This window comes from Variovorax sp. HW608 (assembly GCF_900090195.1).
Classification (GTDB): domain Bacteria; phylum Pseudomonadota; class Gammaproteobacteria; order Burkholderiales; family Burkholderiaceae_C; genus Variovorax.
This window is the reverse complement of sequence record NZ_LT607803.1, coordinates 7,264,830-7,289,334: the sequence shown is the minus strand read 5'-3', so window position 1 is coordinate 7,289,334 and position 24,505 is coordinate 7,264,830. Positions and strand designations below refer to the sequence as shown.

The following is a 24,505-nucleotide window of genomic DNA, read 5'->3' as shown; positions in this document are numbered from 1 at the left end:
GGCGGTGAAGCCAAGCTCTTTCTGCTTCAGTGGCTGCGCAGCGACGCGATGCCTGCTTCGGCCAATTCGAGTGCGGCGGCGTGGAACGCGGCTTCCGCGATCCAAGGGGCGTTGCGCGCGTCATCGAGCAACTGGTCGACGACGGTCTTGGCCCGTGCGCGCATCGATGCGCACGCGGCTTCGAGTTCAGCATTGCTGGCAGTGGCGACTTCCTTGCGGCAGGCGCGCACCAAGACCGTCATCGCGGCTTCGGCGAGCTTGACGGCGAGGGTGTCGGGGGCGGGTTTGTTCATCGGGTGTCCTTTCGACGTGATTGATGGCGTGACGTGATGAACGCGCTGTTCCCGATGGAAGCCAAGCTCTTTCTCGACGAAGGACGAACGAATGATTGAAGGTGCCGATGGGAATCTCGATTCGCGCCTACGCGCGCCACCGGGGCGTATCCGACGCGGCGGTGCGCAAGGCCATCGCGGTTGGGCGCGTCACGCCAGAGGCCGACGGAACCCTTGACCCGGAACGCGCCGATGCGGAGTGGGCGCGTAACACCGAGGCCCCCCGTACCGGCACACGCGCCCGCGCCGTCAAGGCCGCCGTGCCGCCGGAAACGGCCAATGCCGCGCCCGTCGCCCCTGCGGGCGACGGTCAGGCCACCTTGCCCACCGGCGGCGCGTCACTGCTTCAGGCGCGCACGGTCAACGAGGTGGTCAAGGCGCAGACGAACAAGGTTCGGCTGGCGCGGCTCAAGGGTGAACTGGTCGACCGAAATCAGGCCATCGCCCACGTCTTCAAGCTGGCGCGCGCCGAGCGCGATGCCTGGCTCAACTGGCCCGCGCGCGTCTCGGCGCAGATGGCCGCCAAGCTCGGCGTCGATCCGCACACGATGCACGTCGCGCTGGAGGCCGCCGTGCGCGAGCACTTGCAGGAACTGGGCGATCTGCGCCCCCGCGTGGACTGATGGACATCGACTACGAAGGTGCTGCCGAAATCGAACGCGCGTGGCGCGAAGGCTTGACGCCCGATCCGCTGCTCACCGTGTCGGAATGGTCGGATCGGCATCGGACGCTCTCCAGCAAGGCGTCCGCCGAACCGGGACGCTGGCGCACCAGCCGCACGCCGTACTTGAAGGCCATCATGGATTGCCTGTCGCCGACCTCGCCGGTCGAGCGCGTGGTGTTCATGAAGGCCGCCCAGCTCGGCGCGACCGAGATGGGATCGAATTGGATCGGCTACGTCATCCACCACGCGCCCGGCCCGATGATGGCCGTGTGGCCGACGGTAGAGATGGCCAAGCGAAACTCGAAGCAGCGCATCGATCCGCTGATCGAGGAATCGCCCGCGCTGGCCGAGCTGATCGCTCCGGCGCGCTCGCGTGATTCGGGCAACACGATTCTGGCGAAGGAGTTTCGCGGCGGCGTATTGGTGATGACGGGCGCGAACAGCGCGGTCGGCCTGCGCTCGATGCCGGTGCGGTATCTGTTCCTCGACGAGGTGGACGGCTATCCGCTGGACGTCGATGGCGAAGGCGATGCGATCTCGCTGGCGGAGGCGCGCACGCGCACCTTTGCGCGACGCAAGATCTTCATCGTCTCCACGCCGACGATCTCCGGCGCGTCCGCCATCGAGCGCGAGTACGAGGCCAGCGACCAGCGCCGCTACTTCGTGCCGTGCCCGCATTGCTCACACCGGCAGTGGCTGCGCTTCGAGCAGCTGCGCTGGGACAAGAACGCGCCGGGGACGGCGGCCTACATCTGCGAATCCTGCGACACCGCGATTGCCGAGCACCACAAGACGTGGATGCTCGAACACGGCGAGTGGCGTGCGACGGTGGACGGCACGGGCAAGACCACGGGCTTTCACCTGTCGAGCCTGTATTCGCCGGTGGGCTGGCGCGCGTGGCGTGACATCGCCGCAGCCTGGGAGGCTGCCGTCAGCAAGGAATCCGGTTCGGCGGCGGCCATCAAGACTTTCAAGAACACCGAACTCGGCGAGACATGGGTCGAGGAAGGCGAAACGCCTGACTGGCAGCGTCTGGTCGAGCGCCGCGAGGATTACCGCATCGGCGGAGTGCCGCTGGGCGGCCTGCTGCTGGTCGGCGGCGCGGACGTGCAGAAGGATCGCATCGAAGCATCCGTCTGGGCCTTCGGTCGCGGCAAGGAAGCGTGGCTGGTCGAACACCGCGTGCTGATGGGCGACACCGCCCGCGAGCAGGTGTGGAACCGGCTGGCCGAAATGCTCGATGAGACGTGGACGCACGCCGCGGGCGCGGCGATGCCGCTGGCGCGCTTCGCGCTCGACACCGGCTTTGCGACGCAGGAGGCCTACGCCTTCGTTCGCGCCAGCCGCGATGCGCGCGTGATGGCGGTCAAGGGCGCGGCACGAGGCGCGGCGCTGATCGGCACGCCGACGGCGGTCGATGTGTCGCGTGATGGCAAGCGTCTGCGCCGGGGCATCAAAGTGTTCACGGTCGCGGTCGGCATCGCCAAGCTGGAGCTTTACAACAACTTGCGCAAGGCGGCCAACGTCAGCGAGGACGGCGTCACCGCGACGTATCCGGCTGGCTTCGTCCACCTGCCCAAGATCGACGCAGAGTTCATCCAGCAACTCTGCGCCGAGCAACTGATCACCCGCCGCGACCGCAACGGCTTCGCCGTGCGCGAATGGCAAAAGATGCGCGAGCGCAACGAGGCGCTCGACTGCTACGTCTACGCCCGCGCCGCCGCAGCGGCGGCAGGGCTGGATCGCTTCGAGGAGCGCCACTGGCGCGAACTGGAGCGGCAACTCGGCATGGAACGCCCACCGGACGATCCACCGCCGCTCGAACCGATGCAACCCGACGAGGCCACCCACAGCGGTGGCCTTTCTGTTTCTGGCACCCGCAATGGCGGCCGGCGCGTGATCAAGAGCCGCTGGTTGACCCGATGAGAGAAGACCCTTGGCCTACACCACCACCCAACTCGATGCGCTAAAGCGCGCGCTGGCCACTGGCGAGCGGCGCGTGAGCTTCGGCGACAAGACGGTCGAGTACCGCAGCGTCGCCGAACTGCAAGCGGCGATTCGCACGGTCGAGGCCGAGATCGCGCGCAGCAACGGCACGCCCAAACGCCAGATCCGTGTCACCACGGGCAAGGGCTTCTGACATGGCGTGGTTTGCCCAAACCATGCGCCGCCTGTTCGGCAATTCCATCGGACAGCCGGTGCATGAAACCGCAGGCCGGGGCCGACGCTCGCTGGCATGGATGCCCGGCAATCCTGGTGCGATCGCCGCGATGCTCGCCACCCACACCGACCTGCGCATCAAGAGCCGCGACCTCGTGCGCCGCAATGCGTGGGCCCAGGCCGCGCTCGATGCCTTCGTCGCCAACGCCGTCGGCACCGGCATCAAGCCGCAGAGCCTGTCGGATGACGAGCAGTTCAAGGCCGACGTGCAGGCGCTGTGGCGCGACTGGACGGAGGAAGCCGACGCGGCGGGCCAGACCGATTTTTACGGCCTGCAAGCCTTGGCATGCCGCTCGATGCTCGAAGGCGGCGAATGCCTGATCCGGCTGCGCCCGCGCCGCCCGGAAGATGGCTTGGCGGTGCCCTTGCAGCTTCAGTTGCTGGAATCGGAGCACCTGCCGATCCACCTCAACACCGATCTACCGTCGGGCAATGTTGTGCGCTCGGGCATCGAGTTCGATGCGCTGGGCCGCCGCGTCGCGTACCACCTGTACCGCTCGCATCCGGAAGACGGGATGCTTGCACCGATGTCCGGCCAAGGCGGCATGGAGACGGTGCGCATCGACGCGCGCGAAGTCATCCATCTATACCGCGTGCTGCGTCCCGGCCAGATTCGCGGTGAGCCGTGGCTGTCGCGCGCGCTGGTCAAGCTCAACGAACTGGATCAGTACGACGACGCCGAACTGGTGCGCAAGAAGACCGCCGCGATGTTCGCGGGCTTCGTCACGCGCCAGAACCCCGAAGACAACCTGATGGGCGAAGGCGCGGCCAACGGCGATGGCATCGCGCTGGCAGGCCTCGAACCGGGCACCTTGCAGATTCTGGAGCCGGGCGAGGACATCAAGTTCTCCGATCCGGCCGACGTGGGCGGTTCGTACTCCGAGTTCCTGCGCACGCAGTTCCGCGCGGTCGCCGCCGCCATCGGCATCACCTACGAGCAACTGACCGGCGACCTGACGGGTGTGAACTACTCGTCCATCCGCGGAGGGCTGCTGGAATTCCGCCGCCGCTGCGAGATGGTGCAGCACTCGGTGCTGGTGCATCAGATGTGCCGTCCGGTGTGGGCGACATGGATGAAGCAGGCCTTGCTCGCGGGTGCGCTCGATGCGCCGGGTTTCGCGCGCGGCGGACCTGCGCGCCGCCGCCAGTACCTCGCGGTGAAGTGGATTCCACAGGGCTGGCAGTGGGTCGATCCGGAGAAGGAATACAAGGCCATGCTGCTGGCGATCCGCGCTGGTCTGATGAGCCGTTCCGAAGCCATCTCGGCCAACGGCTACGACGCCGAAGACGTCGACCGTGAGATCGCCGCCGACAACAAGCGCGCCGACGACCTGGGCCTGATCTTCGATTCCGACCCTCGCTACACGTCGAAGGACGGCGGCAGCGCGGAACCCAACCGCAACGCCATCGCGCCCGACACCACCGGCGGCAGTCCGCTTCCCTGACTGGCCACTTGACCGCTTTCCCCGAAGGATTCCCATGACCGTGCTGCCACATCTGGCGGCGCGCCTCTTTGGCGTGCCGCTGGCGATCCATCGCCCGAAACTCGACGTCATCCTCTCCGTGCTCGGCGCGCGCATCGGCGTCGCCGATCTCGCCGCGCCCGTGGGCTACACGCCTGCAGCGCGTGCGCCGACGCCCCCCAACGGCAAAGTCGCCGTCATTCCGATCTACGGCACGCTGGTGCGCCGCACCTCCGGCCTCGAAGCCGAGTCGGGCCTCGCCAGCTACACCGGCATCGCCGCGCAACTGGACGCCGCGCTCGCGAGCCCCGAGGTCGCCGCGATCCTGCTGGACGTCGATTCGCCCGGCGGCGAATCCGGCGGCGTGTTCGATCTGGCCGACCGCATCCGCGCGGCGGCGCAGGTGAAGCCGGTATGGGCCGTGGCCAACGACATGGCCTTCTCAGCGGCCTACGCGCTGGCGTCCGCCGCGAGCCGCGTGTTCGTCGCGCGCACCGGCGGCGTCGGATCGATTGGTGTCATCGCCATGCACATCGACCAGTCGGTGAAGGACGCAAAGGACGGCGTTCGCTACACCGCCGTGTTCGCGGGCGAGCGCAAGAACGACCTCAACCCGCACGAGCCGATCTCCGACGAAGCGCATGCCGTCCTGAAAACCGAGGTGCATCGCGTCTACGACCTGTTCGTCGAGACGGTCGCGCGCCATCGCGGCCTCGACGCCGATGCCGTGCGCGCCACCGAAGCGGGTCTGTTCTTCGGCCCGGATGCCATCGCCGCAGGCCTTGCCGATGCAGTCGGCGGCTTCGACGACGCGCTTTCGCAGCTCACGCAATCGCTTTCCCCACTCCCGACTCAGGTGGCTTCGGCCAGCCAAGCGGGCCTTCTTCGCAACCACCCGATGGAGTCTTCCATGAATGAACGATCCGACCCCGCTGCTCTTGATCGGCCTCTTGCTGATCCTGTTGTCAGTCCTCCTCAACCGTCCGCCGCCGCCACGTTGAACGCGGCCGACGCCATTGAGATCGCGCAGACCTGCACGCTCGCCGGCCGCGCCGACCTGATCGCGGGTTTCCTCGAAACCAACACCGCACCCGCCACGGTGCGCAGCCGGCTGCTGGCCGCACAGGCCGAAGCCAGTCCCGAAATCGTCAGCCGCATCGCGCCCGACGCTGTGCGTCCTGCGGCCAGCAACCCGCTGATCGACGCGGCCAAGCAGCTCGCGGCGCGGTCCACCAAGAAGGAGATCTGAAATGCCTGCCATCACCGAACCGCTGAATCTGGGCGACCTGCTCAAGTACGAAGCGCCCAACCTCTACTCGCGTGATCGCGTCACGGTCGCTTCCGGTCAGAACCTGTCGCTGGGCGCGGTCGTCGGCATCGTTACCGCCACCGGCAAGTTCACGCAGATCGATCCGTCCGCCACCGATGGCACGCAGGTCGCCGCGGGCGTCCTGCTGCAAGCCTGCGACGCGACGCTGGCCGACCGCGATGACGGCCTGATCGTCGCGCGCCACGCCATCGTCGCCGACCACGCGCTCGCGTGGCCCGGAGCCATCACCAACGCCGAAAAACTCGCCGCCATCGCGCAACTGAAGGCGCTGGGCGTGCTCGTCCGTCAAGGAGCCTGATCATGAACAACCCCTTCAGCAATCCCGCGTTCTCGATGGCCGCGCTGACCGCCGCCATCAACATCCTGCCGAACCGCTACGGGCGTCTGGAAGAACTGAACCTGATGCCCGCGAAGCCGGTGCGTCAACGCCAGATCGTTGTCGAGGAAATGAACGGCGTGCTCAACCTGTTGCCGACGCTGCCGCCGGGTTCGCCCGGCACGGTCGGCAAGCGTGGCAAGCGCAATCTGCGCTCGTTCGTCGTGCCGCACATCCCGCACGACGACGTGGTACTGCCCGAAGAGGTGCAAGGCATCCGTGCCTTCGGTTCGGAGACCGAAACCGAGACGGTCGCTGGCGTCATCGCGCGCCATCTGGAGACGATGCGCAACAAGCACGCCATCACGCTGGAACACCTGCGCATGGGCGCGCTCAAGGGCGTGATCCTCGACGCCGACGGCTCGGAGCTGGTGGATCTGTTCGATGCCTTCGAGATCACGCCGCAGACGGTGTCGTTCGAGCTTGGCACTTCGACGACCAACGTCAAAGCCAAGTGCGGCACGGTGCTGTCCACCATCGAGGACAACCTCAAGGGCGAGTTCATGAACGGCGTCCATTGCCTGTGCTCGCCGGAGTTCTTCGCCGCGCTCACCGGCCACGCCAAGGTCGAGAAGGCTTTCGAGAACTGGCAGAACGGCGCGATCCTCATCAACGACATCCGTCGCGGCTTCACCTACGGCGGCATCACCTTCGAGGAGTACCGGGGCCAGGCCACCGATGCCAGCGGCACCGTGCGCCGCTTCATCGCTGCCGGCGAGGCGCACGCCTTCCCGCTGGGCACCATCGACACCTTCGGCACCTACTTCGCCCCGGCGGACTTCAACGAAACCGTCAACACGGTCGGCCAGCCGCTGTATGCGAAGCAGGAGCCCCGCAAGTTCGACCGTGGCACCGATTTGCACACGCAGTCCAACCCGCTGCCGATGTGCCATCGCCCCGGTGTGCTGGTGAAGCTGACGGTGGCGTGATGGGCATCGTCGAGCAGATCTACGAGGCCGCGTCGAACGTGGGCCTGCTGAAGGATTGCATCTGGCAACCCTCCGGCGGTGTCGCGCCGCAGGAGGCACGGGTCGGGTTCGGAGCACCCGACGACACCGTGCTCGACGGCTTGGCCCTGAACACCGATCACGCGATCACGTATCCGGCGTCGGTGTTCGTGGGCCTTGCCGCGCGTGACTCGGTGGAGATCAATGGCGTGGCCTATCAGGTGCGCGATGTCCGGGCCGTGGGTGACGGCTCGGAGATGCGCGCCAAGCTGACGAGGCGCTGACGCTATGGCCGCCAACTCGATCCGCGAGCGGATTCTGCTCGCGGTGCTCGATGCTGTCCGCACGCCGGTGGAATCGCTCGGAGCCACGCTGCACCGTTCGCCCACGGTGGCCATCAGCCGGGAGCAATCCCCGGCGCTGGTGGTGTTCCCCGAATCCGACGCCATCACCGAGCGCGCCAACGACCGCGTCACGCGCGTGTTGACCGTGCGCCTCGTGGCGCTGGCGCGCGCGGTGCCGCCCGCGATCCCTGAAACCGAGGCCGACCGGCTGCTCACCGCAGCGCACGCCGCGCTGCTGGCCGACGGGAATCTGGGCGGCTTGTGCCTCGGCATCCGCGAGCAGGACTGCGAGTGGGACGTCGAGGACGCAGACGCGGTGGCTGCCTCGATCCCGGCGCGCTACGCGATCACCTACCGGACGCTCGACACCGATCTTTCAACCAACGGATGAGACCCATGACCTCCATCGTCTTGACCCGCCCGCACACCCACGCGGGCAAACCCTTCAAGGCGGGCGAGCGGCTCGACGTGAACAGCGGCACCGCCGACTGGCTCATCGCCAACGGCATCGCGCGCCACGACCGCCAGCCCCAGCCCGCCCTCGCGCCGCAATCGGAAGGTGACGGCACGCCTGTCGAACCCAAAACCACCCAACGCAAGGAATCCAAATCATGAGCACCTACGCCAGTTTTCAGGGCCGTGTCTTCCTCGGCAAGCGCGACGAAGCCGGTCTTCCCATCGAAGTGCGCTCTCCCGGCAACGTCGCCGAGCTGAAGCTCTCGCTCAAGACCGAAGTGCTGGAGCACTTCGAGAGCCAGACCGGCCAGCGGTCGCTCGACCACCGGATGGTCAAGCAGAAATCGGCCACCGTGAACCTCACCATCGAGGAGTTCACGAAGGAAAACCTCGCACTCGCCCTGTACGGCAACCACATCACCGGCACCACCGGCTCGGTGACCGCCGAAACCATCGGCGGGGCGACGCCGGTCGTGGGCGACCGCTACTTCCTCGCGCACCCGAAGGTGTCGGCGGTGGTGGTCACCGATTCGGCGGGCACGCCCGCGACGCTGACCGCAGGCACGCACTACACGGTGGACACCGACTTCGGTGCTCTCCAATTTCTGGATGTCACCGGCTTCACAGGGCCGTTCAAGGCCGCCTACACCTACGGCGCGGCCACCGAGATCGGCATCTTCACGCAGTCGGTGCCGGAGCGGTATTTGCGGCTGGAAGGCATCAACACCGCGCAGGGCAACGCGAAGGTGCTGGTCGAGCTGTACCGCGTGGCCTTCGATCCGCTGAAGGAAATCTCCTTCATCTCGGACGAATACAACAAGTTCGAGCTGGAAGGCTCGCTGCTGGCCGACACCACCAAACCCTACGACGCGGTGCTGGGCCAGTTCGGCCGCATCGTCCAGCTGTGAATGACGTGAGGCAACCATGAGTGATCTGGACAAGCTCGTTCCGCAAGCCTTCGAGATCACGCTCGCGGGTGAAACCGTCGCCATCAAACCGCTGAAGGTCGGGCAGATGCCCGCTTTCCTGCGCGCCATCACGCCGGTGATGCAGCAGATCGGCCGCGACCGCATCGACTGGCTCGCGCTGTTCGGCGAGCGCGGCGACGACCTGCTGTCGGCGGTGTCGATTGCCATCGGCAAGCCGCGCGCGTGGGTCGATGCGCTCGACGCCGACGAGGCCATCCTGCTCGCGGCCAAGGTGATCGAGGTGAACGCGGATTTTTTTACCCGGACGGTGATGCCACGCCTCGACGGCCTGATCGCGCGGACGAGCGCGACCGTGGTGGCTGGTTCGACGCCGTCCAGCACCTGATCGCCCACGGCCACCGGCTGCCGGACATCCTGGACTACACGCTGGCGCAGTTGCGCGGTTTCGCGGCCGCCACGATGCGGGAGGACGCCGCATGCGATGCGCGGCTGCTCTCGCTGATCGCCATCGGCACGCGCGGCGATTCGCGCCGCCTCGACCAGACCCTCGACAGGCTCCAAGACCGTGCGCATCTCGGTTCGCATCGATAGCCAGGCCGCGCAGGCGCAGTTGCGCCGTTGGGGCGGCGAGTTCCGCGAGAAGGTCAAGAAGGCGGTCGTGCGCGGCATCGCCAGTGAGGCTGCCGACCTGAAGCAGAACGTGCGCAGCCACGTCGCGGGTCAGATGGCGGTGGTCAAGAAGTCCTTCGTCAAGGGCTTCACCGCGAAGGTGCTCGACAAGGACAAGAACCGGCTGCCCGCGCTCTACGTCGGCTCGCGCATCCCGTGGTCGGGCATCCACGAACACGGCGGCCAGATCGCGGGCCGGATGCTGATTCCGCTGCACGGTCGCGTGGGCCGCAAACGCTTCAAGGCGCAGATCGCCGAGCTGATGCGCGGCGGCAATGCCTATTTCATCAAGAACGCAAAGGGGAACATCGTGCTGATGGCCGAGAACATCGCAGAACACGACCGCGTGCTCTCCGGCTTCAAGCGCCGCTACCGCAAGGCCGAGGGCGTCAAGCGCATCAAACGCGGCGCGGACGTGCCCATCGCCGTGCTGGTGCCGCGCGTGGTCTTGAAGAAGCGGCTCGACGTCGAACGACTGGTCGCGGGCCGCATCCCGCGCCTGACGGCGTCCATCGAAAAGCAGCTTCGCGTGGTGGACTGATCATGGCGAACCGGATTTCCGTGCTCGTCGCGCTGGAAGGCGCGGACGAGGGGCTCAAGCGCGCCATCACTTCCGCCGAGCGCAGCCTGGGCGAGCTGTCGTCCAGCGCCAAGACCGCAGGCGACAAGGCCGCCGCCGGGATGGCTGAGGTCAAGGCCGGGGTGTCGGCCTTCGGCGATCAGATCTCCAAGGCCAAGACGCAAGTGCTGGCCTTCCTGACCATCAACTGGGCGGCAGGCAAGGTGCAGGAGATCGTCCAGATCGCCGATGCGTGGAACATGATGTCCGCGCGCCTGAAGCTCGCCACCGCAGGCCAGCGCGAGTACATGGTCGCGCAGAAGGAACTGTTCGCCATCGCCCAGCGCATCGGCGTGCCGATCCAGGAAACCGCCACCCTCTACGGCAAGCTCCAGCAGGCGGTGCGGATGTTGGGCGGCGAGCAGAAGGACGCGCTCACCATCACCGAAAGCATCTCGCAGGCGTTGCGCCTGTCGGGTGCGTCGGCGACCGAAGCGCAGTCGTCCCTGCTGCAATTCGGGCAGGCACTGGCCTCCGGCGTGCTGCGCGGCGAGGAATTCAACTCGGTCGTCGAGAACAGCCCGCGCTTGGCGCAGGCGCTGGCCGACGGCCTGAACGCCCCCATCGGTCGGCTGCGCAAGCTAGCCGAGGAAGGACGGCTGACCGCCGACGTGGTGGTCAACGCGCTGATGAGCCAGAAGGACAAGCTCGCCAGCGAATACGCACAACTGCCGCAGACCGTCGGCCAAGCCTTCACGCGTCTGTCCAATGCTTTCGGCCAATGGATCAGCCGTCTCGACGAATCCACCGGCTTCACCGAGAAGCTGGCGAAGGCGCTGACGTGGCTCGCGGAAAACCTCGACACGGTGATGAAGTGGCTCACGCGCATCGCCGAGGTCGGCCTCGCGGTGCTGGTCTACCGGTTGATCCCGGCGCTCATCATCGCGTGGCAGACAGCGGGCGCAGCGGCGGTGACGGCTGCCAGCACCACGGCGGCGGCGTGGGCAACGGCGAATCTGTCGCTCTCCAACGCCATTGCCACGGTCGGCAAGCTGCGCGTGGCCTTCGGCGTCCTCGGCGCGGCCATCATCGGCTGGGAGATCGGCACGTGGCTGTCGGAGAAATTCGAGATCGTCCGCAAGGCGGGCATTTTCATGGTCGAGGTGCTGATGAAGGGCATTGAGCACCTGCGCTTCCAGTGGGAGGTGTTCGCCGCCGTCTTCACCTCCGACACCATCGCCGAAGCCACCAAGCGCCACGAGGAACGCCTCGCGGAGATGAACCGCATCTTCGGCGAGATGTACGCCGACGCCACCGAAGGCGCGAACGCGGCGCGGGGCGCGATGAACTCCGCCGCGACCGCCGCCGAGGAAATCGCCAAGCGGCTCGAAGCCGTGCGGCAAGGCACGCAGGAAGCGGTCGGGCGCGGCATCGAGGCGGTTCACGCCGCGCTGGAAAAGCTGAAGGGTCGTCTGGGCGAGGTCGAGCAGTCGGTCGGCAAGGCACAGGCCACGGTCAGCGACGCCACCGCGAAGATGGCCGAAGCCTACAAGGGGCTGACCGCGCAGGTCGAGGCCAGCCTGTCGCAGCAAGTGCTGGCGGTGAAGAACCGCTACGAGCAGGAAAAGGCGGAACTGGAACTCACGCGCCAGTCCGAAACCGCCAAGATCACGCAGTCCACGCAGCTGCTCACCGAAGCCCTGACGCAGCAGGCGACGCTGCGCCGCAACGCCACCACCGAAACCCTGACCCTGATCGATCAGGAATCGCAGGCCCGGCGCGACGCGGCGGCGCGGCAGGGGCAGACGGAGGCCGAACGCGCGGCCAACGTGCAGCGCGTCGAGAACGACATCCTCGCCACCAAGCGCCAGACGCTGGCGACGGCGCTGGCTGAATACCGCCAGCACATCGACGCGCTCAACGCCGAGGCCAACCGGCATCTCGCGGAAATCCAGCGCATCGAGGAGGCCAAGCGCCAGTTGTCGATGACGACGGAGGAGCGCATCCGCGACATCCGCCGTCAGGGGATGACGGAGTTTGAGGCCACCGAGGATCGCAAGCGCCAGATCGCGGAGATGCAGGAACAGGCGCGGCAGGCGCTGGCCAACGGCGAACTGGAACACGCGCGCCAGCTCGCGCAGAAGGCAATGGACATGGCCGCGCAGGTCGCCAGCAGCCAGACCAGCGAGGCCAAGCGTGCCGAGGAAGCGCGCAAGCAGTCCGAACAGGCGGTCACGCAGGCAGCGCAACTTGAATCGCAGGCGCGTGAGGCGCGGCGGCGCGAGGAGTATGCACAGGCCGACGCGCTGGAACGGCAGGCGGCGCAACTGCGCGCCGACGCCGCCCAGAAAGCCCGCGAAGCCGATACGCAGGCCGCGCAGGGCAAGCAAGGCGTGGCTGACGCCATCGACCGCATCCGCCAGTCCGAGGACATCCTCAACCAGTCGCTCGACGCCGAAGCCAACGCGCACCGCACGGCGGCGCAGGCGGCCACCAGCGCGCGCGACCAGATCGCGCAGACGCTGGCGCAGACCCAAGCCAAGATCGCCGAGATCAGCGCCAAGCTCAGTGACGGCCTGAAGGTGACCTTGAGCGCGGACACCACGCGCTTCGATCAGGCGATTGCCGATCTGGACAAGGCGCTGGCCGAGAAGCAGTACTTGCTCCAGATCCAAGCCGACTTGCAGGAGGCGGAGAAGAAGCTCAAGGAATACGAGCAACTGCTCAAGGAAGGCAAGACGCTGCCGGTCGATGCCGATGTCGGCAAGGCGCGCGAGGCACTGGACAAGCTCAAGACTTATGCCGACCAGAACGCGCAGTTTGAGTTGAAGGTGGCGACCGAGAAAGCGCAGGCGGCGATCACCAACGTCGACGGCATGATCCGCGCGCTCGACCGCATCCAGACCGAATCGCGCCACGCGGTCAACAGCAACGCCGATGCGGCGCGCGCCGAGATTCAGAGCCTGAACGGGATGAACACCTCGAGCACGCACACGATCTACGTGACGAAGGTGGAGACCAACGCCACGGGCGGGCTGGTCGGCGGCGTGCGGCGCTTCGCCGACGGCGGCGCGGTCTTGCCCTCGTTCCCGCGTCTGTCCGGCGGCACCGTGCCCGGTTCCGGCCACCACGACACCGTGCCGCGCGCGCTCGATGCCGGAGCCTTCGTCATCCGCAAGGCGGCGGTGCGCAAGTACGGCAGCGGCGCGCTGGCGCGTCTTGCCAAAGGTGTCACCCACTTCGCGGTCGGCGGACGCGTCGCCTCGTTGGGCAGCATCGGCTCCATCGGCACCGATCCGGACGGCAAGACCAGCACGCCCAAACGCAACCGCGACGCGGTCGAGGCCTTGAAGATGATCGACCTCGGCCTGCAGGGCATGGACGAATACTCGCGCTGGCTGGAATGGAACTACGGTGCGTCGGTCAGCCTCGACATGCGCTGGAAAACGATGGAGAGCTACGGCAAGCAGGCGCAGGAGGATCGGCGCGCGCTGGAGGGCTTCATCGGCCGCAAAACGCTCACCGGCAACGAGCGCCAGAACCTGGAACGCATCAAGCAGACATGGCGTTCGGCGATGGCGCAACCGCTGGTTTATGGCAAAGACCTCGAACGCGAGCTGATCGACTACATGGAAAGTCTGGACGGCCAGTTCCTCGCGCGCGGCGGGCTGGCGAAGTCGGACACCGTGCCCGCGATGCTCACGCCCGGCGAGTTCGTGGTGAACCGCAGCGCGGTCGCGCGCTTCGGCGCGGGATTCTTCGAGGCCATCAACAGCTTGGCCGCGCCCGCGCAGGCCTTGGCGGGCCGCACGCTGGCCGGTGTGCAGGGCTTCGCAAGCGGTGGCTTGGTGCAGCCCCTCGGGGCGAACGTGACGCGCCCGGCCTTGAACGACGCCAGCGCGCCCGCGCGCACCGTGCGCGTGGAATTGGCGGCGGGTGGCAGCAAGGTCGATGCATCCATCGATGCGCGCGACGAAGCGCGCCTCTTGCAACTGCTGGACGCGGCGCGCGCCAGAACGGCCTGACGGGCCCGGCGACCCTTTTTCGAGTTTCCACCGATGCAACTGAAGAACCTCGCCACCGGGGTGGCTCTGCCATTGCCCGACGACTTGCTGTGGAGCGACGAGCACGCTTGGTCGCCCGCCGTCACTGCCGTGTCCTACCTGCTCACCGGCGCGCTGCTGGTGCAGTCGGCGACGCGGCAGGCGGGCCGCCCGATCACGCTGGTCGGCCCCTCGGACATGGCGTGGGTGACGCGCGCGACCGTGGCCGCGCTGCACGGCTGGGCCGCCGCGCCGCTGACGGCGACCGGTGGCCGCTTCGAACTGACGCTGCGCGATGCGCGGGTGTTCACGGTGGCGTTCCGCCACGCCGACACCGCCGTCGACGCCGAACCCGTGCTGGGCTTTCCCGCACAGGCCGACACCGATTTCTACCGCATCACCTTGCGGCTGATGCAGATCTGATCCACCGGAGATTTCCATGCCCATTCTTGTCGGCGACGTGAAGCTGGTCGCAAGTCAGGTGATGGACGACGTCGCCGAAGGCGGCGGCGCGCCCACCGCCAACGTCATTGTGGACGGCGCGAGCAACTCGCTGTTCAACGACATCTCGGAGCTGGATCGCGCGGGCGGACGCGTGAACCTGCGCAAGGTGTTCGCCAGCATCCAGACCGACACAACCGACACCTATCTGGGCGGCAACGTGGTGGTGTCCGACCCGCCCGGCGATCCGCGCGTGGCCGTCACCATCTTCTCCACCGAGTCGGTGTTCGACCGCCGCACCAACGCGCGCGACCGCATCGAGGCCTATCTCAACAAGGGTTCGATGTGGAACGGATTCCTGCTGGAGAACCACATTGCGGGCCAGCGCAGCATCCAGTTGTTCCAGCGCGTGGGCGCGGAGCTGCCGACCATCGGCAAGACCCTGTTCCTCGTGATGAACGAGGGCCTGGCCAACGAGTATTCGCAGTACATCCGGATCACCCGCATCGAGTCGGAGACGCGTACGTTCAGCTACAGCTCCGGCGGCAGCGTCGTGGACTACCAAGCGGTGGTCGTCACCTGCGATCTGTCCGACGCGCTGCGCTACGACTTCCCCGGCTCCCCGCCGGAGCGCCTGTTCACGATGGCGTCGGGCAAGACCAAGACCCGCGACACCGTGGTGGCCGACGCCGCCAAGTATTGCGGCGTGGTCAAGACCACCCAGGCGGTGTCCATCGGCGATGTCGCCGCCAGCGTCTCCAGCGTGTTCACGCAGCTCGTGCCCTCGGCGCAGACCGAAACGCCGCTGCTCGACCTGACGGCGGGTGGCACCTCCGAAACCCTGATCGAATCCGACAACGGCACGGTGTCCTACACCTCGACCGTCGCCTTCAACGCCTCGACTGCGCTGTCGGTCGGCAATGCCATCCAACCCGGCTCGCTGTCCATCAGCGTCAGCGGTGCGACCCTCGTCGATAACGGCGGCGACCTGATGTCCGGCGCGACCGTGGTCGGCACGATCAGCTACGGGCGCGGCCTGATCACGCTGGCGTCGAGCGCGCCGACCTATTCGGGCACCAAGACCATTACCTTCCGGCCCGCCGCCGCGCCGATCCGCGTGGCCGACACGGCGGGCATCCGGGTGGACATCGAGAACCGCTCCTACAACTACATCCTGACCATCGTGCCCAGCCCGTCGCCGGGAACGATCCAAGTGAGCTACCGCGCGCAGGGCAAGTGGTATGACCTGCGCGACAACTGCGCGGGCGTGTTGAAGGGTGCCAGTCCGGAGTACGGCGTCGGCACGGTCAGCTACACCACGGGCACGGTGGCCGTGACGCTGGGCGCGTTGCCGGACGTGGGCAGCGAGATCGTCTATGCGTGGGGCGGCAAGGCCAACTACTTCAACCGCGCCGGCAGCACCATCGCGCCGCCGTCGGTGGCCTTCCAGTTGACGAACACGGGCGTCACGCCGGGGTCGGTGACCATCACTTGGAACGATGGCGCGGCGCGCAGCGCGACCGACGATGGCAAGGGCGGGATCAGCGGGAACGCCACCGGCACGATCAACTACCAGACGGGCCTGATTCAGATCACGCCCTCGACCCTGCCTGCGGGCGGCCAGACCTACGGCGTCGCCTACACGTGGGGGCCGCCCAACGAGGAGGAATTCCATGCGCCGCTGCGCAACGGCGACGGCAGCATCGACGTGGAGGTCGCGTTCGACGGCCTGATCCCCGGTTCGGTCGATCTAGAGTGGAACCTGCTGATCGACCTCTACGAATACATCTCGACCACGCCCGCCGAGCTGCAACTCATCCGCTCGGTCGATCCGATCAAGATCGTCAAGGACGACGGCCTCGGCGTGCTGCGCGACCCGCAGGGCACGTCCTTCGGCACGGTGAACTACAGCACCGGCGTTGTCCATTTCGTGCCGGACACGACCGTGCGCATCCCGGTCGCGCGTTACAGCGTCGCCCGCATCGGCTGGACGCGCAACGCGGACGGCGCGGTGGTGCCGGTGTACCGCAACCTGTTCTCGCATTGGGAATACATCACGGCGGGTGCCTCGATGCCGGTCGATGAATCCGGCTTGGCGAAGGTGCGCTTCCGCGCGGCGGGCACGTCGAACTCGTCGAACGACAGCTTCACGGCGGGTGCGCTGGCCATCGACCTCACGCCCAGCTTCGCCGAGAACATCGTGCCGGGCAGCATCAACTTCACGCTGGGCGGCAAGACTTACTTCGACCGGCTGGGCAGCCTCTACTACGACTTGAACCCGGTGACGGGCGCGGCAACGCTGGCGGGCGGCATCAACTATGCCAACGGCGCGGCCAGCATCACGGCGTGGGTGCCCGCCGCCTCGAACGCGGTGGCGCTACGCTCGCTGCTCACCACGCTGGACGGCACGCCGGTCGATGAAGTGACCTTCCGCATCCCGGCTTCGCCGGTGCGGCCTTCGAGCCTGCAAATCCTCGCCACGCGGCTGACCGGCGGCACGATCAACGTCAGCGCCAACAACAATGGCGACATCACCGGCACGGAGGTGCTCGGCACCATCGACTACGAAACCGGCGTGGTGCGCGTACGTTTCGGTTCGTGGGTCGTCGCCGCCGGGAACGAGGGCGAAATCTGGTACGACCCTCAAGCCGTCGTCACCATCGACGGCGTCCCGAAGATCTTCAAACCGGTGCCGGTGTTCGCCGACACCATCAAATACAACGCGGTCGCGTATTCCTATCTGCCGCTGGACGCCGACATCATCGGCCTCGACCCGGTGCGGCTGCCGCAAGATGGACGTGTGCCGATCTTCCGCGCGGGCGACTTCGCCGTGGTCGGCCACACGGCCACGGTCGGGCCGATCACCGCCACCAGCGGACAGATCGTGGACTGCGGTCGCGTGCGCCTGTCGCGCGTGCGCGTGCTCGACGGCAATGGGCAAGTCGTCACGGCGGGCTACACCGCTGACCTCGAAGCCGGAACCGTCACCTTCGGCGTGGTCACCGGCCTCGTGCAGCCGATCACCGTCGAGCACCGCATCGAGGACATGGCACAGGTGTCGGACGTGCAGATCTCCGGTCGGCTGACCTTCACGCGCCAGATCACCCACGACTATCCGGTCGGCTCGCACGTTTCCTCGGCGCTGGTGTCGGGCGACCTGCGTGCCTACGTCTCCAACCTCTTCGACCAAGGCTCGTGGAACGGGACGTTCGCCGATGCCATCAGCGGCAGCGCGGCGACCGCCACCTACAACGACGTGCTGGCACCCATCGTGGTCACCAACGCGGGCGCGATCACCGAACGCTGGGCGATCCAGTTCACCAACGCCACTTCGTTCAACGTCATCGGCGAGCACGTCGGCGTGATCGCCACCGGCACCACGGCCAGCGACATCGCGCCGACCAACCCGGCCACCGGCAAGCCGTACTTCACGCTGGCTGCCATCGGCTGGGGTTCCGGCTGGGCGACAGGCAACGTGCTGCGCTTCAACACCACGGGCGCGCTGTTCCCGGTGTGGGTCGTCCGCACCATCCAGCAAGGCCCGGAAACCGTCACCAACGACTCGTTCACCTTGCTGGTGCGCGGCGACGTGGATCGTCCTTGAGAGGAACGCCATGAGCAACAAGGTCAAATGGATGCACAACGCTTTTGCAGGAGCGCCGGTGCTGACCAACAACTGGGGCAGCCTGACCGCGCTGCTCGACGCCTGCCTCGTCAACGGCTTCAACCTCAAGACGGTGACGGCGCTCACGCGCACGGGCGATATCGCCACCGCGACCATCGGCACGGGTCACGGCTTCGTGGTCGATCAGGTGGTGCGGGTCGAGGGCTGCGACCAGCAGTCCTACAACGGCGAGTTCACGGTCACGGGCATCACCTCGACCACCGTGAGCTTCCGCGTCGAAGGCGAACCGGCCTCGCCCGCGACCGCGCAGACCAGCATCACGATGAAGATCGCGCCGCTGGGCTTCGAGATCGTGTTCACGGGCACCAACAAGCGCGTCTACCGCAGCCAGAATCCGCTGTCGAACCGGCACTACTTCCGCGTGGACGACAGTCTGCCCGCAGGCTACACGACGAGCTGGGCGAAGTTCGGGCGCGTCACCATCGCCGAGGGAATGTCCGACATCGACACCTTCGTCGGTGCCCGAGCCCCATACACGCCCAGTGAGCCGACGCGCAACGAAGTGCCCACGGGCAGCGGCACGGCGATGTACGCGGGCTGGTTCAAGTGGTACTACGCGCGCCAGCAATACAACGAAAGCGGCGGTGACAACGGCAGCTGGGGTCGCAGCTGGGTTCTGGTCGGCGACGACCGAGGCTTCTTCCTCACCAATTCATCGGGCTACGGCGGCGACAAGCGCATCCTGCACGCCTTCACGGACTTCGACAGCTACAAGCCCGGCGACAACTTCGCGTCCTATCTGATCTCGTCCGAGCGCTACCAACAGGTGAGCTGGACTGGCTACAGCTACCCGTCGGACGACGCCAAGAGCGCTTATTCGCACGACACCACCGGCAAGGTGTGCATGCGCGACTACACCCAGATCGGCGGCAACGTGCGCCTCGGGATGTTCTCGCTCAACGATCAGAACGGCCAGAACGTCTCCGGGCGCTCCGGTGCCATCCCGTTCCCGAACGGCCCGGACTACGGCCTGATCCTGCACCCGATCTACCTGCGCGAAGGCAGCGGCCACCTGCGCGGCACGCTGCCGGGGATGTTCTGGGTTCACCAGAACCAGCCATACGGCCATCTGGTAATGATCGACAACGTCATTGGCTACGAGGATCGCAAGTTCCTCTACGTCACGATGGACTACGCCAGCGAAGCCAACACCAGCGGCTTCGTATTCGACATCACCGGGCCGTGGAGGCCGTGAGTCGTGACCTATCCGTTCGAGCAGGATTTCGTCACCGGCATCCCGTCCGGCTTCGCCACCAACGGCGGGGGTGGCGGCATCACGGCGACGTGGAGCGAGGCACAGCAGGCCGCCGATCTGGTGTTCAACAACGCCCAGAACTTCTGGCGGCTCAACGATGCGCCGCTGACCACGGACTTCTGGTTCGAGATGGACGTGGAGATCGTCGCCTCGGCCGCGCCGCCGCCGCACTTCGGCTTCTGGCTCTGGACGGGCGTGGCCACCTACGAGGGCTATCGCTTGGCCGTGTGGCAAGGCAACTGGTATCACTCGTACTGGACAAGCGGCGGCTCCGAATACGAGCAGATCGCCGAAGCCTGGGCGGGCTGGGCCGTCGTCGGTGCGCGCCGCACGATCCGGCTGGACGTGAAGCGCCAAGCCAATCTGGGCGTGTGGCTGTTGCAGCTTTCGGTCGATGGTGCCGTCGTCTGGCGGGACTACAAGCGGTGGTATGCGTCGTTCCGGCCTTGCATCTTCGGTTACGGCATCACGCTGCGCGTGCATCGCGTTGCCGGCGACACGCCTACCGCGCTGGAGGGCGCGCCGGTTCCCGCGCATCGCCGTCTGCCGGTCGCACTCGCGCACCGCATCCTCGTTCCGGAAAACGCGGCGGCCCAACGTTACGTTCATCGTGGCCTGCGCCCGCTGATCGGAAACCGCAACCACTACTACCACGGCGGCTACCGCATCGCGGGCACGGTGAAGCACCGCGTGAAGGGCGTCATCGCCAATGCGCCGCTGCGGCGGCGCGTGTTGCTGATCGACCAAGCCACCTACGTCGTGGTGCGCGAGACGTGGAGCGACGCGGCCACCGGCGCGTATTCGTTCGACCACATCGACGCCGAGCCGCGCTACCTCGTCATCGCCTTCGGCCACGAACGACAGCACCGCGCGGTCGTCGCCGACAACCTGCGCGCGCAACCCATGACGGAGACGTCCCCGTGATCCAGATTTCCACCGCGCTCAACGACTACCGCCTCGGTGCCGTCATCAACTTCCTCGCCATTGGAACGACCAACGCCAGCGTCCGCATCTACGACGGCGCGCGCCCGGCCCTGGGCGGGACGCCGACTGGCAACCTGCTCTCGACCATCCTGCTGGTCGAACCCATCGGCGAAGTCGCCGACGGCCTGTTGACGGTCACGCCCACCGGAGAAGCCCTGATCGAAACCAGCGGCCAAGCGACCTGGGCGCGCATCGTCAACGGCGACGGCGCGCTGGCATGGGATTGCGACGTGTCCGACCAGAACGGCACGGGCGAGCTGCGCTTGCCATCCACCACGCTGTACGCCGGGGGCTACACCCGCATCGTGTCCGGTCTGCTGGGGTAGCCCATGAGCGAACCCGGCGATGTCACCCTCGCCGCGACGCTGCCGGAACTGAGCTTCACTGCCACCGCTATCCTGAATGCGAACGCGGCGCTGATGGCGACGCTGCCCGCGCTCACCTTCAGCGCGAGCACGGCGGCGCTCACCGACATCGCCGTGGCGGCCACGCTGCCTGCGCTGGTGTTCGCGGCGCAGGCGGTCACGGACACGGATGTGGCGCTGGCCGGAGCCTTCCCGCCGCTGGCGATGGCGGCCGAGACGCGCTACCTGTCCTACGCGGTGCGCCCGGTCACCGGCCAGAGCGCGACTCGCTGGCGGCACGCCGCCAGTCACGACGCAGGGGCCGAGGATCGGCGCGAGGCCACCGTGCGCGAACACGGGCCCACACGCGCGCCGTGGCAGGCGGCTGGCCCACGGGTGGCGGGCGTGGAGAACCGTCGCAATAGCACGCGCGTGCGCGCGCCCGTGGCCAACCGGGCGTGGCACCAAGAGGCCGTGCCGGTGCAACCCGGCGTGCGTACGGGACACGGCGACGCGATCCGGCTGCGCACGGCGCGCAGCTCGGCCTTCGAGGAGGCCGTCCACGCCGAATGGCTGCGCTGGGCAATCCGGCATCAGGACGGCTGGCGCGACCGCCGATTCGCGGCCATCTCGCGCTACGAGGAGGCGCGGCGGCATGGCGGGCACTTCCACGCCGAGGAAATCCAGAGCGCGGCCTATCTGCGCCGCTGGTGGTCGGCGTTCTGGCAGGCGGCGATGCGCCCGCTGCCGGGCCGCCATCCGCCGGTGCCGTTCGTGCCGCCGGTGGCTCCGGCCTGCTACGTGCCGAACGCGCACCTGCTGTTCACCGAGGACGCTGCCATCGACGGCGACCTGTTGTTCGTCTGCGAGCACCACGACAACCCGGATGCCGGGTCGGTGCCCGTTCCCATCCGGAGGGTGTATTTCGTGATCAATGAGGTGACGCTGACGCGCTGGCCCGATGGCACGCCGGTGCCGGTGCTGGGCTTGTCGCTGTCGCTGGACGCCGATTCGTGGGCGTGGGGCTTCGAGGCCACGCTGCCGCTGATTGCCGAATCACTGGTCGTGCCCGCCGAGGGTGCGACGCCCATGGAGCTGATCGCCACGGTCAACGGCACGGCCTTCCATGTGCTGGCCGAGAACCTGAGCCGCGAGCGCGTGTTCGGCGACGCCAGCATCCGCATCTCCGGGCGCGGCCGCAGCGCGGCGCTGGCAGCACCCTACGCTCCGGTGATCGCCTTCGCCAACACCGAGCCGCGCAGCGCGCAGCAGTTGATGGACGACGTGCTCACCTTCAACGGCATCCCGCTGGGCTGGACGGTGGATTGGGCGCTGACCGACTGGCTGGTGCCCACCGGCGTGTTCGCCAAGCAAGGGACGTGGATCGAGGCGCTGACCACCATCGTCGGTGCGGCGGGTGGCTACCTGCTGCCGCATCCGTCCGAGAAGATTCTGCGCGTGCGCCACCGCTATCCGGTCGTGCCGTGGGACTGGTGGAACGACGTGACGCCGGACTTCGTGCTGCCGGTGGACACGGTCGCGCGCGAATCGCTGCGCTGGATCGACAAGCCCGCCTACAACCGCGTGTTCGTGGCGGGGCAGGAAACCGGCGTGCTCGGTCAGGTCACACGCACCGGCACGGCTGGCGACGTACTCGCGCCGATGGTGGTGGATGCGCTCATCACCCAAGCGGCGGCGGCGCGTCAACGCGGCATCGCGGTGCTGTCGGACACGGGCCGCCAGATCGAGGTGACGCTGCGCCTGCCGGTGCTGCCCGAAACCGGAATCATCGAACCGGGCGCGTTCGTCGCCTATCAGGACGGCGGCGTGGCGCGGCTGGGCATCGTGCGTTCGACGCGCATTGAAGCTGGCTTGCCGGAAGTCTGGCAGACCCTTGGAGTGCAGAGCCATGCATAACCTTTACCAGCAGTTCCGGCAGTTGCTGCCCGACGCGCCGCTGCAAGCGGGCACCGTGCTCGAAGTCGGCGCGGGCGTCGCCTTGGTGGTGCTGCCCGGTGGCGGCCTGATCCGCGCGCGTGGCAACGCCACCGTCGGGCAAACCGTGTTCGTGCGCGACGACGTGGTCGAGGGCGTTGCGCCGTCGCTGCCGATGGAAGTCATCGACATCTAAACCGTTCCCTCGACCCTCGTTCAACCCTGAAACCCGCTCCGGTGCTTCGGCATCGGGCGGGTTTCGCATTTCCGGAGAAAGCCAATGACCGAAGAAGCCAAGCCCGCCCTCGTGGAGAACATGCTGCTCTTGCGCCGCGAGGACTTCGAAGAACTGCTCGACCACGCCGCCGAACGCGGAGCCGAGCGTTGCCTCGCCCATCTGGGCCTGGAGAACGGCAGCGCCGCGCGCGACATCCGCGAGCTGCGCGACCTGTTGGATGCGTGGCGTGCGGCACGTCATACCGCGTGGCAGACCTTCGTGAAGGTGCTCACCACCGGCGTGCTGGCGGCACTGCTCGTGGGCGCGGCCATCAAGCTCAAGCTGATGGGAGGTGCGCAATGATCGAGACTCTGCTCGGCGGCCTCCTCGGAGGCGCCTTTCGCCTCGCACCCGAAATCCTCAAGTGGCTCGACCGCAAGGGCGAGCGGGGCCACGAACTGGCGATGCAGGACAAGGCGCTGGAGTTCGAGAAGCTGCGCGGTGCGCAGCGGATGGCGGAAATCGGCGCAAGCGCGGACGCCGCGTGGAACACCGGAGCCATCGAAGCGCTGAAGGAAGCGGTCGGCGCGCAGGGCAAGTTGTCCGGCGTGCGCTGGGCGGATGCGCTGTCTTCCAGCGTGCGTCCAGTCATCACCTACTGGTTCATGGCGCTCTACTGCGCGGCCAAGACCGCCGCCTTCGTCGGCGCGATGGATGCAGAGGTCGAGTGGATCGCCGCGATTCAGGCCGCATGGACGGAAGCCGATCAGGCGCTGTGGGCCGGTGTGCTGAACTTCTGGTTCCTCGGCCGCGTGTTCGAACGGGTGAAGGCGTGAGCGCCATCGCTGTGCTGCAGGCAGCCGTCGCGCTCGCCAAGCGGTTCGAGGGCTTCCACCGCGTGCCGAAGAACGATCCGGGCCGGGCGCACCCCTACATCTGCCCGGCGGGGTTCTGGACGATCGGCTACGGCCACCTGTGTGATGCCCAGCACCCGCCGATCACCGAGGCCGAGGCGGAAGCCTATCTCGCCCGCGACCTCTCCACGGCGCTGGCCGCCACGCTGCGCTGCTGCCCGGTGCTGGTCACAGAGCCGGAAGGACGGCTGGCGGCCATCGTGGACTTCACCTTCAATCTTGGCGGCGGTCGCTTGCAGACCTCGACCCTGCGGCGGCGCGTGAACCAGCGGGACTGGGCCGCCGCCGCGACGGAGCTGCGGCGTTGGGTGTATGGCGGCGGGAAGGTGTTGCCGGGCCTCGTGGCGCGGCGCGAGGCGGAAGTGCCCCTGATCCTGCAATCCACGGCTGGCTGAACG

General features: G+C 67.4%; 25 protein-coding genes. 24 read left to right on the top strand and 1 reads right to left on the bottom strand.

The annotated features are described in order from the left end of the window. Positions 1-26: 26 nt before the first annotated feature. On the bottom strand, positions 27-293 hold the full coding sequence (locus tag VAR608DRAFT_RS34505; protein WP_088958153.1) for a hypothetical protein: 267 nt from the start codon (positions 291-293) through the stop codon (positions 27-29). A 107-nt stretch (positions 294-400) separates the two neighbouring features. Here VAR608DRAFT_RS34505 and VAR608DRAFT_RS34500 point away from each other — a divergent pair, with 107 nt between their 5' ends. The 24 genes from VAR608DRAFT_RS34500 (at position 401) to VAR608DRAFT_RS34380 (ending at position 24,502) form a co-directional block, all read left to right on the top strand. Further along, positions 401-955 (top strand): elements of external origin, encoded by a 555-nt coding sequence (locus tag VAR608DRAFT_RS34500; RefSeq protein ID WP_088958152.1) that lies wholly within the window; start codon positions 401-403, stop codon positions 953-955. Continuing rightward, positions 955-2,922: a phage terminase large subunit family protein gene (locus VAR608DRAFT_RS34495; RefSeq protein WP_088958151.1), complete on the top strand. Its 1,968-nt coding sequence runs from the start codon at positions 955-957 to the stop codon at positions 2,920-2,922. Before VAR608DRAFT_RS34500 ends, VAR608DRAFT_RS34495 begins: the two co-directional genes overlap by 1 nt. Positions 2,923-2,932: 10 nt before the next feature. Next, positions 2,933-3,136, top strand: a complete 204-nt coding sequence (locus VAR608DRAFT_RS34490) for a phage head-tail joining protein (RefSeq protein ID WP_088958150.1) — start codon at positions 2,933-2,935, stop codon at positions 3,134-3,136. Position 3,137: 1 nt separating this feature from the next. Then, positions 3,138-4,661, top strand: coding sequence for a phage portal protein (locus VAR608DRAFT_RS34485; RefSeq protein WP_088958149.1), 1,524 nt, complete (start codon positions 3,138-3,140; stop codon positions 4,659-4,661). 34 nt (positions 4,662-4,695) lie between these two features. Then, positions 4,696-5,928 carry a S49 family peptidase gene (locus VAR608DRAFT_RS34480; RefSeq protein ID WP_088958148.1) on the top strand — a complete coding sequence of 411 codons (1,233 nt, stop codon included), beginning with the start codon at positions 4,696-4,698 and terminating at the stop codon, positions 5,926-5,928. A 1-nt stretch (position 5,929) separates the two neighbouring features. Beyond that, positions 5,930-6,307 carry a head decoration protein gene (locus VAR608DRAFT_RS34475; RefSeq protein ID WP_088958147.1) on the top strand — a complete coding sequence of 126 codons (378 nt, stop codon included), beginning with the start codon at positions 5,930-5,932 and terminating at the stop codon, positions 6,305-6,307. A gap of 2 nt (positions 6,308-6,309) precedes the next feature. Continuing rightward, positions 6,310-7,314: a major capsid protein gene (locus VAR608DRAFT_RS34470; RefSeq protein ID WP_088958146.1), complete on the top strand. Its 1,005-nt coding sequence runs from the start codon at positions 6,310-6,312 to the stop codon at positions 7,312-7,314. Continuing rightward, on the top strand, positions 7,314-7,616 hold the full coding sequence (locus tag VAR608DRAFT_RS34465) for a head-tail joining protein (RefSeq protein WP_088958145.1): 303 nt from the start codon (positions 7,314-7,316) through the stop codon (positions 7,614-7,616). The genes VAR608DRAFT_RS34470 and VAR608DRAFT_RS34465 overlap by 1 nt, the downstream gene beginning before the upstream one ends. Positions 7,617-7,620: 4 nt before the next feature. Continuing rightward, positions 7,621-8,067, top strand: coding sequence for a hypothetical protein (locus VAR608DRAFT_RS34460; RefSeq protein WP_088958144.1), 447 nt, complete (start codon positions 7,621-7,623; stop codon positions 8,065-8,067). A gap of 5 nt (positions 8,068-8,072) precedes the next feature. Then, on the top strand, positions 8,073-8,291 hold the full coding sequence (locus tag VAR608DRAFT_RS34455; protein WP_088958143.1) for a DUF7210 family protein: 219 nt from the start codon (positions 8,073-8,075) through the stop codon (positions 8,289-8,291). Then, complete coding sequence (locus tag VAR608DRAFT_RS34450) at positions 8,288-9,040, top strand: hypothetical protein (protein ID WP_088958142.1); 753 nt, start codon at positions 8,288-8,290, stop codon at positions 9,038-9,040. The genes VAR608DRAFT_RS34455 and VAR608DRAFT_RS34450 overlap by 4 nt, the downstream gene beginning before the upstream one ends. Positions 9,041-9,056: 16 nt before the next feature. Then, a complete protein-coding gene (locus VAR608DRAFT_RS34445; protein ID WP_088958141.1) occupies positions 9,057-9,446 on the top strand; it encodes a hypothetical protein in 390 nt (129 codons plus the stop codon). A gap of 180 nt (positions 9,447-9,626) precedes the next feature. Then, positions 9,627-10,271 (top strand): DUF6441 family protein, encoded by a 645-nt coding sequence (locus VAR608DRAFT_RS34435; protein ID WP_088958140.1) that lies wholly within the window; start codon positions 9,627-9,629, stop codon positions 10,269-10,271. Positions 10,272-10,273: 2 nt separating this feature from the next. Next, positions 10,274-14,314 carry a tape measure protein gene (locus VAR608DRAFT_RS34430; protein WP_088958139.1) on the top strand — a complete coding sequence of 1,347 codons (4,041 nt, stop codon included), beginning with the start codon at positions 10,274-10,276 and terminating at the stop codon, positions 14,312-14,314. A 33-nt stretch (positions 14,315-14,347) separates the two neighbouring features. After that, on the top strand, positions 14,348-14,755 hold the full coding sequence (locus VAR608DRAFT_RS34425) for a hypothetical protein (protein WP_088958138.1): 408 nt from the start codon (positions 14,348-14,350) through the stop codon (positions 14,753-14,755). A gap of 16 nt (positions 14,756-14,771) precedes the next feature. Continuing rightward, a complete protein-coding gene (locus VAR608DRAFT_RS34420) occupies positions 14,772-18,377 on the top strand; it encodes a hypothetical protein (RefSeq protein ID WP_088958137.1) in 3,606 nt (1,201 codons plus the stop codon). Positions 18,378-18,387: 10 nt separating this feature from the next. Next, the gene (locus VAR608DRAFT_RS34415) at positions 18,388-19,653 is read left to right on the top strand and encodes a hypothetical protein (protein WP_088958136.1); all 1,266 of its coding nucleotides are present in this window, start codon (positions 18,388-18,390) and stop codon (positions 19,651-19,653) included. Between the two features lie 3 nt (positions 19,654-19,656). Beyond that, positions 19,657-20,637, top strand: coding sequence for a hypothetical protein (locus VAR608DRAFT_RS34410; RefSeq protein WP_088958135.1), 981 nt, complete (start codon positions 19,657-19,659; stop codon positions 20,635-20,637). Continuing rightward, positions 20,634-21,023 carry a hypothetical protein gene (locus VAR608DRAFT_RS34405; RefSeq protein ID WP_088958134.1) on the top strand — a complete coding sequence of 130 codons (390 nt, stop codon included), beginning with the start codon at positions 20,634-20,636 and terminating at the stop codon, positions 21,021-21,023. The genes VAR608DRAFT_RS34410 and VAR608DRAFT_RS34405 overlap by 4 nt, the downstream gene beginning before the upstream one ends. 3 nt (positions 21,024-21,026) lie before the next feature. After that, a complete protein-coding gene (locus VAR608DRAFT_RS37715; RefSeq protein ID WP_197700441.1) occupies positions 21,027-22,958 on the top strand; it encodes a hypothetical protein in 1,932 nt (643 codons plus the stop codon). Then, positions 22,951-23,172 carry a hypothetical protein gene (locus VAR608DRAFT_RS34395; protein WP_088958133.1) on the top strand — a complete coding sequence of 74 codons (222 nt, stop codon included), beginning with the start codon at positions 22,951-22,953 and terminating at the stop codon, positions 23,170-23,172. The genes VAR608DRAFT_RS37715 and VAR608DRAFT_RS34395 overlap by 8 nt, the downstream gene beginning before the upstream one ends. Positions 23,173-23,256: 84 nt before the next feature. Then, positions 23,257-23,556 carry a DUF6127 family protein gene (locus VAR608DRAFT_RS34390; RefSeq protein ID WP_088958132.1) on the top strand — a complete coding sequence of 100 codons (300 nt, stop codon included), beginning with the start codon at positions 23,257-23,259 and terminating at the stop codon, positions 23,554-23,556. Continuing rightward, the gene (locus tag VAR608DRAFT_RS34385; protein ID WP_088958131.1) at positions 23,553-24,029 is read left to right on the top strand and encodes a hypothetical protein; all 477 of its coding nucleotides are present in this window, start codon (positions 23,553-23,555) and stop codon (positions 24,027-24,029) included. The genes VAR608DRAFT_RS34390 and VAR608DRAFT_RS34385 overlap by 4 nt, the downstream gene beginning before the upstream one ends. After that, positions 23,969-24,502 carry a lysozyme gene (locus tag VAR608DRAFT_RS34380; protein ID WP_231973066.1) on the top strand — a complete coding sequence of 178 codons (534 nt, stop codon included), beginning with the start codon at positions 23,969-23,971 and terminating at the stop codon, positions 24,500-24,502. The genes VAR608DRAFT_RS34385 and VAR608DRAFT_RS34380 overlap by 61 nt, the downstream gene beginning before the upstream one ends. Positions 24,503-24,505: the final 3 nt, after the last annotated feature.